General features: G+C 64.1%; 13 protein-coding genes and 1 tRNA gene. 5 read left to right on the top strand and 9 right to left on the bottom strand.

Annotated features, from left to right (window positions below; all coding sequences use genetic code 11):
- Positions 1 to 24 precede the first annotated feature (24 nt).
- From greA to gloB, 5 genes are all read right to left on the bottom strand, one after another.
- Positions 25 to 501: a transcription elongation factor GreA gene (gene greA / locus HV773_RS20170; protein WP_129562417.1), complete on the bottom strand. Its 477-nt coding sequence runs from the start codon at positions 499 to 501 to the stop codon at positions 25 to 27.
- A 219-nt stretch (positions 502 to 720) separates the two neighbouring features.
- Complete coding sequence (gene carB, locus HV773_RS20165; RefSeq protein WP_129562418.1) at positions 721 to 3,975, bottom strand: carbamoyl-phosphate synthase large subunit; 3,255 nt, start codon at positions 3,973 to 3,975, stop codon at positions 721 to 723.
- 141 nt (positions 3,976 to 4,116) lie between these two features.
- Complete coding sequence (gene carA, locus HV773_RS20160; RefSeq protein ID WP_129562419.1) at positions 4,117 to 5,253, bottom strand: glutamine-hydrolyzing carbamoyl-phosphate synthase small subunit; 1,137 nt, start codon at positions 5,251 to 5,253, stop codon at positions 4,117 to 4,119.
- Positions 5,254 to 5,848: 595 nt separating this feature from the next.
- A complete protein-coding gene (locus HV773_RS20155) occupies positions 5,849 to 7,492 on the bottom strand; it encodes a transglycosylase SLT domain-containing protein (protein ID WP_129562420.1) in 1,644 nt (547 codons plus the stop codon).
- Between the two features lie 154 nt (positions 7,493 to 7,646).
- Positions 7,647 to 8,492, bottom strand: a complete 846-nt coding sequence (gene gloB, locus HV773_RS20150) for a hydroxyacylglutathione hydrolase (protein ID WP_129562421.1) — start codon at positions 8,490 to 8,492, stop codon at positions 7,647 to 7,649.
- Between the two features lie 20 nt (positions 8,493 to 8,512).
- Here gloB and HV773_RS20145 point away from each other — a divergent pair, with 20 nt between their 5' ends.
- The 4 genes from HV773_RS20145 to HV773_RS20130 all read left to right on the top strand — a co-directional run bounded on the left by HV773_RS20145 (position 8,513) and on the right by HV773_RS20130 (position 10,740).
- Complete coding sequence (locus HV773_RS20145; RefSeq protein ID WP_129562422.1) at positions 8,513 to 9,346, top strand: class I SAM-dependent methyltransferase; 834 nt, start codon at positions 8,513 to 8,515, stop codon at positions 9,344 to 9,346.
- Positions 9,343 to 9,792: a ribonuclease HI gene (gene rnhA / locus HV773_RS20140; protein WP_129562423.1), complete on the top strand. Its 450-nt coding sequence runs from the start codon at positions 9,343 to 9,345 to the stop codon at positions 9,790 to 9,792. Before HV773_RS20145 ends, rnhA begins: the two co-directional genes overlap by 4 nt.
- A gap of 77 nt (positions 9,793 to 9,869) precedes the next feature.
- The gene (gene dnaQ, locus HV773_RS20135; RefSeq protein WP_129562424.1) at positions 9,870 to 10,616 is read left to right on the top strand and encodes a DNA polymerase III subunit epsilon; all 747 of its coding nucleotides are present in this window, start codon (positions 9,870 to 9,872) and stop codon (positions 10,614 to 10,616) included.
- 49 nt (positions 10,617 to 10,665) lie between these two features.
- Positions 10,666 to 10,740, top strand: a tRNA-Val gene (locus HV773_RS20130).
- A 153-nt stretch (positions 10,741 to 10,893) separates the two neighbouring features.
- Here HV773_RS20130 and HV773_RS20125 read toward each other — a convergent pair.
- The 3 genes from HV773_RS20125 to HV773_RS20115 form a co-directional block, all read right to left on the bottom strand.
- A complete protein-coding gene (locus HV773_RS20125; protein WP_129562425.1) occupies positions 10,894 to 11,358 on the bottom strand; it encodes a DUF2214 family protein in 465 nt (154 codons plus the stop codon).
- 105 nt (positions 11,359 to 11,463) lie between these two features.
- Complete coding sequence (locus HV773_RS20120) at positions 11,464 to 12,330, bottom strand: hypothetical protein (RefSeq protein WP_129562426.1); 867 nt, start codon at positions 12,328 to 12,330, stop codon at positions 11,464 to 11,466.
- Positions 12,331 to 12,620: 290 nt separating this feature from the next.
- A complete protein-coding gene (locus HV773_RS20115; RefSeq protein WP_129562427.1) occupies positions 12,621 to 13,685 on the bottom strand; it encodes a glycosyltransferase family 4 protein in 1,065 nt (354 codons plus the stop codon).
- 744 nt (positions 13,686 to 14,429) lie between these two features.
- Here HV773_RS20115 and HV773_RS20110 point away from each other — a divergent pair.
- Positions 14,430 to 16,277: an ABC transporter ATP-binding protein gene (locus HV773_RS20110; RefSeq protein WP_129563363.1), complete on the top strand. Its 1,848-nt coding sequence runs from the start codon at positions 14,430 to 14,432 to the stop codon at positions 16,275 to 16,277.
- A 120-nt stretch (positions 16,278 to 16,397) separates the two neighbouring features.
- On the opposite strand, the gene otsA is transcribed toward HV773_RS20110, so the two are convergent.
- Positions 16,398 to 17,831 (bottom strand): alpha,alpha-trehalose-phosphate synthase (UDP-forming), encoded by a 1,434-nt coding sequence (gene otsA / locus HV773_RS20105; protein WP_129562428.1) that lies wholly within the window; start codon positions 17,829 to 17,831, stop codon positions 16,398 to 16,400.
- Between the last annotated feature and the right edge of the window lie 8 nt (positions 17,832 to 17,839).

The raw sequence follows: 17,839 nt of genomic DNA, 5'->3' as shown, positions 1-17,839 counted from the left end.
CGAGGTATTCACGTTCCCGCTACGTCAAATGTAGCGGACGTCGATGATTTCGTACTCGCGCACGCCGCTGGGGGCCTGCACTTCGGCAACATCGCCCTCGGACTTGCCAATCAGCGCGCGTGCGATAGGCGAGCTCACGGAGATCAGGCCGTGCTCGAGATCGGCTTCGTCGTCGCCGACGATCTGGTAGGTGACCGTCTTGCCCGAATCGAGGTCTTCGAGGTCGATAGTCGAGCCGAACACCACGCGGCCATCGGCTTCGAGCGATGCCGGGTCGATGATCTGGGCCGCCGCCAGCTTCGACTCGATTTCCGCGATGCGGCCTTCGATGAAGCCCTGCTTTTCCTTCGCGGCGTCGTATTCCGCGTTTTCCGACAGATCGCCTTGCGCGCGCGCTTCGGCGATGGCATTGATGACCGCCGGACGCTCGACGGATTTCAGGCGCTGCAGTTCTCCGCGAAGCTGGTCTGCACCGCGCCTGGTCAAGGGAATCGTGCTCATAAAACAACTCATTCAGCCACTTAGGGCCGTATTGATGCCGCACCAATAATTGTTGCGGCCATAAAAAAAATCACCGCGGTCAAGTGCATCCCGCGAGGGTGGCAGCGCGTACTGGCGCAGCCTGAAAAACCCTGTTGGGACGCCGCTTAACCGCGGCACATTCAGCTTTGTATTCAGCCTGTTGTCTGCCTTTTCAGTATTGGACAGACAATCGAAGCCTTAGTTTAGGCGAGCGTGGAGGCCTTGTAAATCATAGACTTCCAGGTTCTTCAGGTAACGCAAGCCCTCGACCGCGGCGCGTGCGCCGGACATCGTGGTGTAGTACGTGACCTTGTTCGCCTGTGCGCTCATACGGATCGAACGCGAATCGGCAATCGCGGCGCGGGTCTCGTCGACCGTTGTGAAAACGAGCGAAATTTCGCCGTTCTTGATCATGTCGACCACGTGCGGACGGCCATCCTTCACCTTGTTCACGACCTTCACCGGCACACCGGCCGCTTCGATCGCAGCAGCCGTGCCGCGCGTCGCGACGAGCGGGTAGCCGAGCTCATGCAGCATGCGCGCGACTTCGACGGCCTTGGGCTTGTCCGCGTCCATCACGGTGATGAAAACCGTGCCCGACTCGGGCAGGCGCGAGCCGGCCGCGAGCTGCGACTTGAAGAGCGCTTCGCCGAAGGTCTTGCCTACGCCCATCACTTCGCCGGTCGAACGCATTTCGGGTCCGAGCACCGGATCGACGGTCGGGAACTTCACGAACGGGAACACCGCTTCCTTCACGCTGAAATACGGCGGCACGACTTCCTTCGTCACACCCTGCTGTGCGAGCGTCTGGCCGACCATCGCGCGCGCCGCGATCTTCGCGAGCGGCAGGCTGGTGGCCTTCGAGACGTACGGCACGGTACGCGAAGCGCGCGGGTTCACTTCCAGCACGTAGATGATGTCCTGCTTCGAACCATCGGCCTGCGGCACTTGCTGGATTGCGAACTGCACGTTCATCAGGCCGACCACGTTGAGCGCCTTGGCCATCGCGGCCGTCTGACGCTTCAGTTCAGCCACCGTTTCCTGCGACAGCGAGTACGGCGGCAGCGAGCACGCCGAGTCGCCCGAGTGCACACCCGCCTGCTCGATGTGCTCCATCACGCCGCCGATGAACACGTCCGTGCCATCGGAGATGCAGTCGACGTCGCATTCGATCGCGTCGTTCAGGAAGCGGTCGAGCAGCACCGGCGAATCGTTCGACACCTTCACGGCCTCGCGCATGTAGCGCTCGAGGTCGCGCGGCTCGTGGACGATTTCCATGGCGCGGCCGCCCAGCACGTACGACGGACGCACGACGAGCGGGTAGCCGATTTCGTCGGCGAGCTTGAGCGCTTCGTCTTCTGCGCGCGCGGTACGGTTCGGCGGCTGACGCAGGTTCAGGTCCTGCAGCAGTTTCTGGAAGCGCTCGCGGTCTTCGGCCGCGTCGATCATGTCCGGCGAGGTGCCGACGATAGGCACGCCATTCGCCTCGAGATCGAGCGCAAGCTTCAGCGGCGTCTGGCCGCCGTACTGCACGATCACGCCGACGGGCTTTTCCAGGTCCACGACTTCGAGCACGTCTTCGAGCGTCAGCGGCTCGAAATACAGACGGTCGGACGTGTCGTAGTCGGTCGAAACGGTCTCGGGGTTGCAGTTGACCATGATCGTTTCGTAGCCGTCTTCGCGCATCGCGAGCGCGGCGTGCACGCAGCAGTAGTCGAACTCGATACCCTGGCCGATCCGGTTCGGGCCGCCGCCCAGCACCATGATCTTCTTGTTGGTGGTCGGGTTGGCCTCGCACTCTTCCTCATAGGTCGAGTACATGTAGGCGGTCTTGGTGGCGAATTCGGCCGCGCAGGTGTCCACGCGCTTGTAGACCGGACGCACGTTCAGCTCGATACGGCGCTTGCGCACGTCAGCGGCATTCGCGCCGAGCAGCTTCGCAAGACGGCGATCCGAGAAGCCGCTCTGCTTGAGGAAGCGCAGCTCGTCCTTCGAGAGACTGGCGAGCGTGCGGCCCTTGACGGCCTCTTCCTTCTTGATGATTTCTTCGATCTGCGCGAGGAACCACGGGTCGATCGCGGTTTCTTCGAAGATCTCTTCGCGCGTCATGCCCACGCGGAACGCGTCGCCCACGAACCAGATGCGGTCCGGACCGGCTTCGCCGATCTCGCGGATGACTTCGTCGCGGCTCGTGGTCTTCTCGTCGAGACCGTCGACGCCCACTTCGAGGCCGCGCAGCGCCTTCTGGAACGATTCCTGGAAGGTGCGGCCGATGGCCATCACTTCGCCCACGGACTTCATCTGCGTGGTGAGGCGCGGGTCGGCTTCGCGGAACTTCTCGAACGCGAAACGCGGAATCTTCGTGACGACGTAGTCGATGGTCGGCTCGAACGAGGCCGGCGTCTGGCCGCCCGTGATCTCGTTGCGCAGCTCGTCGAGCGTGTAGCCGACGGCCAGCTTCGCCGCGACCTTGGCGATCGGGAAGCCGGTAGCCTTCGAGGCCAGCGCCGACGAACGCGACACGCGCGGGTTCATTTCGATCACGATCATGCGGCCCGTGCGCGGGTCGATCGAGAACTGCACGTTCGAACCGCCCGTGTCCACGCCGATCTCGCGCAGAACCGCCAGCGAGGCGTCGCGCAGGATCTGGTATTCCTTGTCGGTGAGCGTTTGCGCCGGCGCGACCGTGATGGAGTCGCCGGTGTGGATGCCCATCGGGTCGAGGTTTTCGATCGAGCAGACGATGATGCAGTTATCCGCCTTGTCGCGGACCACTTCCATCTCGTATTCCTTCCAGCCGAGCAGCGACTCTTCGATCAGCAGTTCGCGCGTGGGCGAAAGGTCGAGACCGCGCTTGCAGATCTCTTCGAACTCTTCGCGGTTGTAGGCGATGCCGCCGCCCGAGCCGCCCAGCGTGAAGGACGGACGGATCACGATCGGATAGCCGCTCGTACCGGTGATCTCGGCGATCTCGGCGTGAACCTTGGTCGCCTCTTCCATCGAGTGGGCCACACCCGACTTCGCCGAGCCGAGGCCGATCTTCGTCATCGCGTCCTTGAACTTCTGGCGGTCTTCGGCCTTGTCGATCGCTTCCGGCGACGCGCCGATCAGCTCGACGTTGTACTTCTTGAGCACGCCGTGGTGATGCAGGTCGAGCGCGCAGTTCAGCGCGGTCTGGCCGCCCATCGTCGGCAGGATCGCGTCGGGGCGCTCCTTCTCGATGATGCGCTCCACCACTTCCCACGTGATCGGCTCGATGTAGGTGACGTCGGCCGTGTTCGGGTCGGTCATGATCGTCGCCGGATTGCTGTTGACGAGAATGACCTTGTAGCCTTCCTCACGCAGCGCCTTGCACGCCTGCGCGCCCGAGTAGTCGAACTCGCAGGCCTGGCCGATGATGATCGGCCCCGCGCCGATGATAAGAATGCTCTTGATGTCTGTCCGCTTGGGCATAACGCTCTCGCTAAATATTCCTGTGTCTTTTACGTCTTGCGGCTTGCTGCTCGCCGCCGGGTACGCGCGTGGGCCGTTTTTTGACTCCGGCTCGCTGCGCACCCTGCTCTGCTCGTTCCTGCTGGCTCGCTCGATAAGCGCTTACGCCTTCGCCTTGTCCATCAGCGCGGTGAAGCGATCGAACAGATAGCCGATGTCCTGCGGGCCGGGCGACGCTTCCGGGTGGCCCTGGAAGCAGAACGCGGGCTTGTCGGTGAGTTCGAAGCCTTGCAGCGTACCGTCGAAGAGCGAGACGTGCGTAACGCGCGTGTTCGCCGGCAGCGTGTCGGCGTCCACCGCGAAGCCGTGGTTCTGCGACGTGATGACGACGCGGCCGTCGCCGAGATCCTTCACCGGATGATTCGCGCCGTGGTGGCCGGTCTTCATCTTGATGGTCTTCGCGCCGAGCGCGAGGCCCATGATCTGGTGACCAAGGCAGATGCCGAAGGTCGGAATGCCGCGCGCGATGAATTCCTGCGTGGCCTTGATCGCGTAGTCGCACGGCTCCGGGTCGCCCGGGCCGTTCGAGAGGAACACGCCGTCCGGGTTGAGCGCGAGCGCGTCAGCCGCGGTGGCCTGCGCCGGCAGCACCGTGACATGGCAGCCGCGCTCGGCCAGCATGCGCAGGATGTTCTGCTTCACACCGAAGTCGAACGCCACGACCTTGTACTTCGGCGCGGACTGCGTGCGGTAGCCTTCGCCCAGGCGCCATTCGGTGGTCGTCCACTCATACGGCTTGTCGGTCGAGACGACCTTCGCGAGGTCCATGCCCGCGAGGCCCGGGAACGAGCGCGCGAGTTCGATGGCCTTGGCTTCGTCGTCGGAGCCCGCGAGGATCGCGCCGTTCTGGGCGCCCTTCTCGCGCAGGATACGCGTGAGCTTGCGCGTGTCGATGCCGGCGATCGCCACCACGCCTTCGTCCTTCAGATAGTCGCCGAGCGTGCGCTCCATGCGGAAGTTCGAGGCGAGCGTGGGCAGGTCGCGAATGATAAGACCGGCGGCATGGACTTTCGTGGCTTCGACGTCTTCGGCATTGACGCCGACGTTGCCGATATGCGGATACGTGAGGGTAACGATCTGGCGAGCGTAGCTCGGGTCAGTCAGGATTTCCTGATAACCGGTGATGGCCGTGTTGAACACGACTTCACCGATCGTATGACCCGGCGCGCCGATCGAGTAACCACGAAAGACCGTGCCGTCGGCGAGCGCGAGCAGAGCGGGAGAGAATGACGGCAACACGGGAGACTCCTTGGGGAGCACCCTGTGCCGACCTGTTATCCGACGTTGCGTGTCTTGCGACCTGGGAACGGCTGCGGCGTCGGCACCCTGATCCAGGTGATCAGGACGCGCGCGCGGCGCGCTCCGCAGTCTGCTTACGCGACTTATCCGTGTTTGACCGTGTGTCGGGCGCCGGGCCGCGAAGGTGCGTTTGTGACGCTCGATCGGGCGGCAGCCAGCCAGTTGAAACGGAAAGCGCGGGCGGCGGATGAACGAATGGGGGAGGTAGGCGCTAGGGTGCGGGTTGATAAGCTCAAACCTTGAAATTATAGCGCGAAAACGCCCTTTCTTTCAAATTTCGGGATGACGCCCACCGGGCGGCGCGGCGCTGCCAGTTGGCACAGCGCCCTTTCCACTATAGCCCCCGAAAAACGCACAACAAGCGCAGCGCGGGTCATCCACGGCGTGCTAAAGCTGCGATCGCACCCTTTTCCCCGCAAATGAAAACGCCGCCACCCGGCAGGGTGGCGGCGTGAGCACCAAGTGGCAAAAGTGATCGGAGCGAAACACCATGCACTGCCCCCGCAGTGCACGGCTGAGCATCCTTCGCCAGCCGCTATTTGGATTTTTGCTTCTGCGTTTGGGTCCCGGCCTTCGGGCGGCTTGCCGCACCCTTCGACGCCTTGCTGGGCGCTGCGCTGGAGGCCTTTTCCTTGACTGGTTCGGAAACCTTGACAACCTCGGTATGCGCGCGACCGTGCTTCTTATCGTAGCGCGACTTGGAGCCCGTGTCTGCAACCCGGGTCCCGATGCGCTGCACGCCACCACCGGATACATTCGTCGCCAGCTTCTCCGGACCGGGCTCGCTCGGCATCGCCTTGCCGACCGGCACGTGCAGCACGAGCACCTGCCCGGGGCTCACTGCGTCGCGACGCGTCTTGTTCCAGGCCTTGAGCTGGCCGACCGAAACACCATAGCGCCCTGCCACCGTTTCCATCGACTGCTTGCGGCGCACGCGGATCAGCATCTTGCGCGTGTCGGGCACGTCCGGCTCCATAGCCAGCACGGCGCTTTCGGCAACGTCAGCGCTGATGTCCTCGTCGTCGCCGTCGTCGGTGCGCGGCACCACGAGCGTCGAGCCGGCCTTCAGGCGCATGCCCGCCGGAATCTTGTTGACCGACATGAGCGTGTCGGCGTCCACGCCAATCTTCTGCGCAATGGCCGCCGGCGTGGCGCGCGAATCCGTCGTATAGGTGGTCCACGACGAAAGCTGGCCCGAATACGACTTCAGGTTGCGCTCGAACGCGCCGGCGTTATCGAACGGCAACAGGATCTGCGGATCGCTCGATCCGAGAATGATCGGCTTCTTGAACGACGGGTTGAGCGAGCGGAACTCGTCAGGCGTCATGTTCGCCAGCTTGGCCGCCACGTCCACGTCGATGTCGTGCGACGTGGTGACCGTGACGAAATACGGGTGGTTGGGAATGGACTGCAGCACGAGCCCGTATTGCTGCGGGTTCATCACGATGTTCTTGACCGCCTGCAGCTTGGGCACGTAGTTGCGCGTCTCATTGGGCATGCGCAGGCTCGCGTAGTCGGTCGGCAGACCGGCCGCCTGGTTGCGCGCGATGGCGCGCTGCACATTGCCCTCGCCCCAGTTGTAGGCGGCGAGCGCGAGATACCAGTCGCCGAACATGTCGTGCAGGCGCGTGAGGTAGTCGAGTGCCGCGCTGGTGGAAGCGAGCACGTCGCGGCGCTCGTCCTGCCACATATTCTGCTTCAGGTTGTAGGTGCGGCCCGTGCCGGGCACGAACTGCCACATGCCCGCCGCCTTCGCGACGGAAAGCGCCTGCGGGTTATATGCGGATTCGATGAACGGCAGCAACGCAAGCTCGGTCGGCATGTGCCGGGCCTCGAGCTCCTCGACGATGTGGTAGAGATATTTCTGCGAACGCTCGGTCATGCGCGCGACATAGTCGGGGCGCTGCGCATACCACTGGGCGTTCATGTCGACCAGGTCGCTCTGCAGGTCGGGCATCTGGAAACCACGGCGAATACGCGCCCAGAGATCGGCGTCGGGGCTCGTCAGCTGGTCGACCGAACCTTTGTCAACGTTGATCGTTTCTTTCGCTGCGGAGGTTTTGCGGATGGCGTCGGCACGCGCCTGGGGATCGGCTGGGGAAAGCGAGTTCGCAGTCGGCCCCCCGCTCGCACAGGCTGCGAGCATGAGAACCAGCAGCGCGCTTAGGATAAATCGCATGAACGTCTACTTGCTAATGGCGGGAATTTGCAGCCGATAGTACGGAACGCACACGTTTCCGTCAATCGGAATAATTGGAGAAATCCCAAGGAAATCCGCAGCTTGCACGACGTTCCATACTTTTGGGATGAGGATGCCCTCGCGCGCCGTCAGGTCAGCGGAATCGGTTCTTCCATTCGCGCATCAGCGTGAAGGCCGCCAGCCGGTCCGACACCGTTTCATGGAGCGCGTCGGCAAGCGTCGCCTGCACGGCTGGATCGCCGGCGCGCAGGAATGGATTCACCGCACACTCGTGCGCGATCGTGGTCGGCAAGGTCGGCACGCCGCGCTCCCGCAGCGCCGCCGCTTCGAGACTCCAGTCGCGCAAGTTGGCGTTGTGCGGATCGCAGGCGAGCGCGAAACGGATATTCGAGAGCGTGTACTCGTGTGCGCAATGCACTTCTGTGCTGCCCGGCAGCGCCGCGAACGAATCGAGCGAAGCGAGCATCTGTGCGGGCGTGCCCTCGAAGAGGCGCCCGCAGCCGCAGGCGAACAGCGTGTCGCCACAAAACAGATGCGGCTTGCCCGCCGGGTCCGAGGCCTGGAAATAAGCGATGTGGCCGCGCGTATGTCCCGGCACGTCCATCACCTTGAAGTCGAGCGCCGGTGCGTCCAGATGCACCGCGTCGCCCCCCTTCACGCGCGTGACGAACCTGTCGAGCGGGCCGAGCGCCTCGCCGGCCGGGCCGTACACCGGCACGCGCTCATCCGAAAGCAGGTCGGCCACCCCGCCGACGTGGTCGTTGTGGTGATGGGTGAGTAAAATAGCGGCAAGCCGCCAGCCTCGCTTCGCCAGATACGCGCGAACCGGCGCGGCGTCGCCCGGATCGACGACAACGGCATCGAGGCCGTCCGATACGACCCAGATGTAGTTATCTTCAAAAGCCGGAACCGGTACGTAATCGAAATTGGCGGCAAGCGTGGCGGCTGGCACGGATGCGTGCTCAAGCGGACTATTCATGGGGCGGCGAACTTTTCGACATGTCTGACCGAACAATTATAGACTGGCCCGCCTGGACCGAATCGCCCGCAGGCAAGTACGTCCTGGGCTGGGAACAGGAGCAGCTCGACCGCGTGGTGTCGAATATCTTCGGCTACCATGCGCTGCAGCTCGGCCTGCCGCAGCTCGACGCCCTGCGCGAGAACCGAATGTCGTGCCGGGGCCTCGTGCTCGACGCAGCCAGCGCCACGAGCGCGCCGTACACCGTGCCGGGCGCGGAGCCGCTGCCCGCCTTGCCGCGGTCCGGCGCACTCCACGCGCCGGCCGGGCGCAGCACGGTCTGGTGCGACCATCTCGATCTGCCGTTCGAGGCCCAGAGCGTCGATCTCATCGTGATGCCGCACACGCTCGAATTCACGAGCAACCCGCACCGCCTGCTGCGCGAGGCCGAGCGCGTACTGATGCCCGAAGGGCAGTTGCTGATCGTCGGCTTCAATTCGCTCTCGCTGTGGGGCGCGCGCCAGTCGGCGGCAAAGGTCACGGGGCATCCCTTCCTGCCCGCGCGCGAAGATCTGATCGCCTTCACGCGCCTGAAAGACTGGATCAAGCTGCTCGGTTTCGAGCTTGAACGCGGACGCTTCGGCTGCTATCGTCCGCCGCTCGCCACCGAGAAATGGCTCGGGCGCTACGCCTTCATGGAAGCCGCCGGCGACCGCTGGTGGCCGATCTTCGGTGCCATTTATATGGTTTCGGCCATCAAGCGCGTGCGCGGCATGCGCCTCGTCGGCAAGGTGAAGGTCAAGAAGCCGGCGCTGGCTGCAAGCCTGGCGCCCGCGGCCACCACTCCCTCCCCTACTCGCAACAAGGACTCATGAGCTCACCCGACTTCGTCGAAATCTTCACGGACGGCGCCTGCAAGGGCAACCCCGGCCCCGGCGGCTGGGGCGCGCTCCTGCGCTTCGGCGCGCAGGAAAAAGAACTGTTCGGCGGCGAGCCCGGCACGACCAACAACCGCATGGAGCTGATGGCGGTGATCGCCGCACTCGACGCGCTCAAGCGCCCGTGCAAGGTGATCGTGCACACCGACTCGCAATATGTACAGAAAGGCATCAGCGAGTGGATTCACGGCTGGAAGAAGAAGAACTGGATGACGGCCGCGAAAACGCCCGTCAAGAACGACGACCTGTGGAAGCGCCTCGACGCGCTCGTCGCGCAACATGAGGTGGAGTGGCGCTGGGTCAAGGGTCACGCCGGGCATCCGGAGAACGAGCGCGCCGATGCGCTCGCGAACCGCGGCGTCGCCACGCTCGCCGAACTCTGAGCGGCACGTACGCCACTATGGCGCCGTTACGCCAGACGCGCCACCTCCGCCTCCTACGCCATCACGCTTCAAACGACATGCGACAGATCATTCTCGATACCGAAACCACCGGCCTGAACCCCCGCACGGGCGACCGCATCATCGAAATCGGCTGCGTCGAGCTGGTCAATCGCCGGCTGACGGGCAATAACCTGCACTTCTACGTCAACCCGGAGCGCGACAGCGATCCGGGCGCGCTGGCCGTGCACGGCCTCACGACAGAATTCCTCTCGGACAAGCCGAAGTTCGCCGAGGTCGCGAACGAGATCCTCGACTTCGTGCGCGACGCCGACATCATCATCCACAACGCGCCGTTCGATATCGGCTTTCTCGACGCCGAGCTCGCGCTGGTCGGCAAACCGGCGTTCAGGGAGCACTGCGGCGAGGTGATCGACACGTTGGTGCAGGCCAAGCAGATCTTCCCCGGCAAACGCAATTCGCTCGACGCGCTGTGCGACCGCTTCGGCATCAGCAACGCGCACCGCACGCTGCACGGCGCCCTGCTCGACTCGGAACTGCTCGCCGAGGTTTATCTGGCGATGACGCGCGGCCAGGAAAGTCTCGTCATCGACATGGCCGGCGCCACCGAAACGCCTGGCGCAGTGGCAACGCCGCGCGTGAAGTTCGAGACGCTCGCGCTGCCCGTGATCGCAGCAAGCGAAGAGGAACTCGCCGCGCACGAAGCGCTGCTCGACGGGCTCGACAAGGCGATGAAGGGCACCTCGGTATGGCGCACACAACCTGTCACTGCCGACGGGAACGCGGGTACTACGCAAAATACTTAAAAAAGGTCTTTACAAGATCGGAAACGCCCGGCATAATTTGAATCTCTTCGGGTGGTTAGCTCAGCGGTAGAGCACTGCCTTCACACGGCAGGGGTCACTGGTTCGATCCCAGTACTACCCACCAGAATTCCTGGTGTTGGTAAAGACAAGCACCGAAGATCAAAACCCCGTTGCGTACGCAACGGGGTTTTTTCATTTCCGGCCCGGAATTCATCAGTAGTCAGGATGACGATATAAACCGCCCTCCTCGTTGTCCGCCGGGTTATGGTGAGTCGCGCTAGTCGCCGAACATGCCAATCCCGACTCCGCGCGCCATCCCCGTCGCGGCAAACACCATCACGACGAGCAACACCGTCTGCCATACGCCGATGCTCGCGTACTTCGGCGCTCCGGTGAGATCCGGCACATCGCCGCGACGCACGGCGAGGCGCCAGCGCAGCAGCGCCATCATCGGCGCAATCTCGAGCAACAGGATCAGCACGAGCGCACCCATCTTCACGTGAAAGAGCGGCTCATGCAGGTAATAGTCGGCGCCCTTCTCGAAGCCGCCGAACGCCCGCACCGCCCCGGTCACGATCAGCAACACCGCCGAGATGCCCCAACCGTTGTCGGCGCTGAAGATCTGGGGTAGCGCCTCGGTAGAGGTGCAGCGGCGCAAGCCGCGCGTGCGCCGCAGAATCGACGCCAGTGCAAGGCCGAAGGCCAACAGATGAATAGCGGCAAGCAACCAGCGTACGAGCATCGCGACTCCTTCGAATTGACGACGGGATCGACAAGCTTGCGCGAATGCCCTTCGCGCAGGGACTGCCTGAAGCGGCACTGCCGGGCTGTCCGCCCGGCAGTGCCTTCACGCTGCCACAGTGGGCCAGTCCTGCTTCAGAACGGCGTCGAGCGCGCGCGCAGCGACGCGGTCGCCTTCAGTGGCGAGCCTAACGCGCAGAACGATCTGGCGATTGTGGCCCGCCGCCGCCGGCGAATCCCACAGCAATTCGATCTTTGGCCGGCGCCCGGAGTCGCGCGCCGGTGCGGGGGGCTTGGGCGATGGGAGCGACGTCGCGAATGCAGTCGAGTTGGCCGACTCAACAGCCGGCGCCGAGTGCGCCGACTCGGCTGTCGGCTGAAGATCCGCCGGCCAGCGCACTGACAGCTCCCGCGCATCGTACTGCCCAACCTTGCGGCTCTCGAGCCATACAACCGTGGTGCGCGTCGCTGCGTCGACCGATACCGCGTAGCGCCCGATCGCGAAGCGCCGCGCCGCCACATTGGTGCGCCACAATGCGCGCGGACGGCAAATCCACACTACGGCCGCATAAAGCGCCGGCGCCACGACAAGCCAACCGTTGGTGGCCTCGATCGCCTGCACCGCGCGCCGCCAGCCGTCGGCCCATACGAACACGCCAATCGACCACAACGCGAACAGACAGCCCAACACGCCGAAGACGCGCAACGCCTGGCGCAGCCATTGAGGCAGCGGATGGAACGGCCGCTCGGCGCGGGCCTTCCCGCCCGGCAGCACGATTAGCAGAAACAGGAAGATCAGGTTCAGGCACGCGACCGGCGACGAAGCCATGCCCCGCAGCGCCACCAGAAAATTCATGTCCCCCATCGAATGGAGCCAGCGCGCGAGAATCACGAGACCGATCGCGCGCAGCGCGAACAGCTTCCCGGCGCCGGGAACGGCGGCGGCGGGGCGCGTCGGTCGGGATCTCGCCAAGGCACTTCTCCTGAGGTCGCGTTTGTGTTGCGCAGTAGTCGTCATGCAACGTCGTCTTGCGCGGTCGTCGCGCGCGTCTGTCGTGAATGAATTGCGGATTTCGCGGAACGGCCATTATAGGGACATTGCCGCTCCCCCTCACGCTCGCCGATGCGTTTGTGCTGCCCCGCAAACGGGTGCGGCGAAAATGCGACAACGCCCCGGTGCAAAGCACCGGGGCGTTGGAGTGGCGGCTTGCCAGGGTTGTCTGCGCGCTTGCCTTGCAAACGCGCAGGTCCGGCCGACGCCAGTTAGCCGGCGTTGACTTCGCGCAGCACCGTGCGGTGCTTCTGGCGCAGCAGGTCTTCGTACACGGCAACGTAGTTGCGTGCCATCACCTTCGACGAGAAGCGTGCCTCGAACGCGCCGCGCACCTTCTCGCGCGACAGCGTCGACAGGCGCTTGACCGCAGCGACCGCGCTGATTTCGTCTTCGACGACGAAGCCCGACACGCCATTTTCGATAACTTCCGGCACCGAGCCGCGCTTGAACGCAATGACCGGCGTACCGCAAGCCATGGCTTCGATCATGACGAGACCGAAGGGCTCCGGCCAGTCGATCGGGAACACCAGGGCGTGCGCATTGCCGAGGAATTCACGCTTTTCGTGCTCGCCGATTTCGCCGATGTACTCGACGTGCGGCAGCGCCATCAGCGGCTTGATGACTTCTTCGTAGTAGGCGCGGTCGGCCTTGTCGATCTTGGCGGCGACCTTGAGCTTCATGCCTGCCTGACCGGCGATGCGAATCGCCTTGTCGAGACCCTTCTCCGGCGAGACGCGGCCGAGGAAAGCGAGGTAGCCGGGCTCGACGTTCGGAATCGGCTTGAGCACGTCTTCCGGCAGGCCGTGGTAGACGGTCTGCTGCCAGGCGGCTTGCTGCAGCGGGAGGCGCTGGTTGTCCGAGATCGAGACAACCGGCACGTCGTTGAACGCGCTGAAGATCGGCTGCAGTTCAGGCAGGTCGAGACGACCGTGCATGGTCGTGACGAACGGCACCGGCTGACGCTGGAACAGCGAGAACGGGTAGTAGTCGATGTGGAAGTGCAGCACGTCGAATTCGTCCGCGCGGCGGCGCACTTCTTCGAGCAGCAGCATGTGCGGAGCCATCACGTCGCGAATCGTCGGGTCGAGGCGCAGCGCCTGCGGCCAGAATGCTTCGAGCTTTGCCGAGGTAATCGAATCGCCGCTGGCGAAGAGCGTGACGTCGTGCCCTTGCTCGACCAGCGCTTCGGTCAGGTAGGAGACCACCCGTTCCGTGCCGCCGTACAGCTTGGGAGGAACCGCCTCGTGCAACGGAGCAATTTGAGCGATTCGCATAGTGGTGAACTCCTTCCTCGAAATAATCGGGCTAAGTACTGCAATTTTGACAATCGACCTCGCGAGCTACGGCATCGTTGCCGCTCGCCCTACCAGGCGTTCCGTACCGCTAACCGCGCCGGTAGCCCGGCACACAGACCGACGCAGTTGTGATGTGTTGTGTTGACACAAGCGGCAGTTCAGGCGGTAAACGCGCAGGGTTCGCGGTCGTTGACATTCATGCTGTCAAATTCCCTACGCTGTTCGAGTCGGCATTATCCGGGTTTGCACCCATAGCCGGCTACGAGATTTCAAACTCTTTACGTTGTTACAAAGCGGAAACACTCCGCAACCCCTTGTTTTTTAAGCCCGTTCTAGATTTGGGGTTCGTTTCCGGGCAGCGCGGCTTCGAAATCGCGGTCAGAATGCTGTTTTATTTGACCCTGGTTTCGTGGTTGTTGCGGCTCGGGGGCGGGTCGCGCCTGCGGTACGGCGCGTCGTGTGAGCGCGAATGGCGCGTCACAACAGAATCTGTAATTGTAGCTCGAAAAGTGCCGCGAAAACCCACCGAGCATCCGGCGCGACAACATGTCCCCAAGGAGTCCTCGCTGCGGCATAGTCGCGATAAGATTCGCGTCCCTTGGGCACGAGCCGTGCGGCTTGCGCGTGGGGTGTTTACAATGCGGGAATTCCGCCAGGTTTGCCGTTGCGCGCCTTCTTGTCTCTTTTTTTACCTTGCACGGACAAAGCTCCGCCAGACCGACCATCGATCAATTGGAACAACATCTGACCATCGCCCAGCGTAACGCCCACAACGCAAAGCTTGCGAGCTATGCGCGACGGCCACTTGCGTTCCTTTTCCGCTACATCAAGCGCCATCCATTCGCCCATTCCGTCGTGCTCGCCAGCGTGTTCGCGGCCGTGGGCTGCGCCCTCGCCTCGCAGTACGCGATCAAGCATCTGATCGACGTGCTCGGTGCGGGCCGCCACCACCCGGGCCCGCTGTGGACGGCGTTCGCGATCCTCGTCGGCCTGATTGCCGCCGACAACCTGCTCTGGCGGGTGGGCGGCTGGTTCGCCGCGCACACCTTCGTCACCGTCACGGGCGACTTGAGGCGCGACCTCTTCCAGTACCTGAGCGGCCACTCGAACACTTATTACGCGGAAAAGCAGCCCGGCACGCTCGCGAGCCGCATCACCGCCACCTCAAACGCCGTCTACACGGCCGAGAACACCACGGCCTGGAACGTGCTGCCGCCGTGCATCGCCGTGGCGGGCGCCATCGTCATGATCATTTCGGTCAATCCGTTGATGGCAGCGGGCCTGTTGCTTTGCTCGGCAATCCTTTCAGTCATTCTCTTCAAGCTGGCCGGGCGCGGCTCGGCGCGCCATCACACCTTCGCCTCCAAGGCGGCCGCCGTGGACGGCGAACTCGTCGACGTGATCGGCAACATGGCGCTCGTGCGCGCCTTCGGCATGACGCTGCGCGAGCAAAAGCGCTTCGGCACGACGGTGAAAGCCGAGCTGGACGCGCGCCGCTCGAGCCTGCTCTATCTGGAAAAGCTGCGCCTGCTGCACGCCGTCATCACGGCGATGCTCTCGGCCGGCCTGCTCGGCTGGGCGCTGTGGCTCTGGAACCAGGGCAAGGCCACTTCGGGTGACATCGTGCTGGTGAGTTCACTCGGCTTCACGATCCTGCACGGCACGCGCGATCTGGCCGTGGCGCTCGTGGACGTCACGCAGCACGTCGCGCGTCTGGCCGAAGCCGTGCAGACGCTGCTCGAGCCGCACGGCATGCCCGACCGCGACGACGCCACCGAACTCGTGGCCCAGGGCGGCCGCGTGGACTTCGAAGGCGTCACCTTCGCGTACCCGCACCGCAAGCCGATCCTCGATCACTTCGACTTGAATATCAAGGCAGGCCAGCGCGTGGGCCTGATCGGCAAGTCGGGCGCGGGCAAGACCACCGTGCTCGCGCTGCTGCAGCACTTTTACGACACCCAGAGCGGCTCGATCAAGATCGACGGCCAGGACATCGCCCACGTCACGCAAGACAGCCTGCGCCACGCCATCGCGCTCGTGCCGCAGGACATTTCCCTGCTGCACCGCTCGATCTACGAGAACATCGCCTATGGCCGCCCCGAGGCAAGCCGCGACGAAGTGCTCGCCGCAGCCCGCGAGGCGCGCTGCGCCGACTTCATCGAGGCCATGCCCGAAGGCTACGACACGCTCGTGGGCGACCGCGGCGTGAAGCTCTCGGGCGGCCAGCGCCAGCGCATCGCGATCGCGCGCGCGATTCTCAAGAATTCGCCGATCCTGCTGCTCGACGAGGCCACCTCGGCGCTCGACAGCGCCTCGGAGGAAGCCATCCAGCACGCGCTCGACCGGCTGATGGTGGGCCGCACCGTGGTCGCCATTGCGCACCGGCTCTCCACGCTGCACAACTTCGACCGCATCATCGTGATGAGCTCGGGCAAGGTGATCGACGACGGCAGCCCCGAGGAATTGCGCAATCGCCCGGGCCTGTACCGCGACCTGCTCGCCAAGCAGTATGGCAAGTCGTCCACACTCCATCTGGGCAGCAAGAAGGCCGACGAAAAGCACGTGGCCTGACGCCAGGCACCTTGAGCACGCCGTGCGCATCAAATGAAAAAGCCGCTTCTTTCATGAAGCGGCTTTTTCGTTTTCGGCAGTACTCGAAGCGCTCGCGACACGTCGGCGCGCGCCCTGCCCCTACGGTTGTTGCGCGGGCTCCACGGGCGGCAGCGACACGCCAACGCGCGCGGCGATGCCCGTCAAATCGCGCATGAAGCGATCGCGCCAAACCGAGACGTTGTTCTCGCGCAATTGCACCATCATGTCGTTATAGCGCGCGAGGCGCTCGGCTAACGGCATTGCGAGCGCCTTGCCGAGCGCATCGGCCATGCCGTCGATGTCGAGCGGATTCACGATCAGCGCACCGCCCAGTTCCTGCGCGGCGCCCGCGAAACACGAAAGCACCAGCACACCCGGATTCTCGGGATCCTGGGCGGAGACGTATTCCTTCGCGACAAGGTTCATGCCATCGCGCAGCGGGGTTACGTAGCCCACGTGCGAAGCGCGAAACAGCGCCGCGAGCACGGCGCGCTCGTACTGGCGGTGGATGTACCAGATCGGCGTCCAGTCGAGTTCGGCGAAGCGGCCATTGATGCGGCCCGACTCGGCCTCGAGCCGCAGGCGGATGTCCTGATACGCGTGCAGGTCGGCGCGCGTGGGCGGCGCGATCTGCGCGAACGACACCTTGTTGCGCTGCCCCGGCGCATGCTCGAGCAGCCGCTCGAACGCGCGAAAGCGTTCGACGAGACCCTTCGAGTAATCGAGCCGGTCCACGCTCATGATGACCTTGCGGCCATGCAGCGCGGCCTTGAGCGTGCGCACCGGCTTGTCACGCTCGCCGTCTTTCGCGAGCTCGGCGACTTCGTCGGGATAGACGCCGATCGGATAATCGTTCGCGCACAGCGTCTTGCCGAATGCCTCGATCTGCGTGAGGCCATCGGCGCGCTTCGTGACCGAGCCGCCCGCCTCGTTCACGATGTAATCGCAGAACGCGCGCAAGTCGGGCTTGGTCTGGAAGCCGAGCAAATCGAACGAGCACAGCGCCTGAGCCAGCTCGCGGTGCGGCGGCACCGCCAGCAGCACCTGCGAAGCTGGAAACGGGATGTGCAGGAAGAAGCCGATGCGGTTCTTCACGCCCGCCGCGCGCAGCGCCTCGGCGAACGGAATCAGGTGATAGTCGTGGACCCAGATGACATCGTCGTCGCGCAGGAGCGGCACGAGCTGCTGCGCGAGCCACGTGTTCACGCGGCAATAGCCCGCGTATTCGTTGCGGTCGTACTGCACCAGATCGGCACGGTAGTGGAACGCCGGCCACAGCGTGGCGTTCGAAAAACCACGGTAGTACTGGTCGTAATCGCGGCGCAGCAAGCCGATGGTCGCGAAAGTGACCGGCCCCCGCTCTTCGAGCTGGATCTGCGGCTGGCCGGACGAGAGCACCTCGCCGCTCCAGCCGAACCACATGCCGCCGGTTTCCTTGAGCGCGTCGTAGACGCCGACCGCAAGACCGCCCGCAGCCGGGCCGCCTTCGGAAATCGGCGCGACCCGGTTCGACACGATGATCAATCGGCTCATGAGATGCA

The organism is Paraburkholderia caffeinitolerans, from assembly GCF_902859945.1.
Lineage (GTDB): Bacteria > Pseudomonadota > Gammaproteobacteria > Burkholderiales > Burkholderiaceae > Paraburkholderia > Paraburkholderia caffeinitolerans.
The sequence above is the reverse complement of the archived record's forward strand: the minus strand, read 5'-3'. Positions and strand labels throughout refer to the sequence as shown.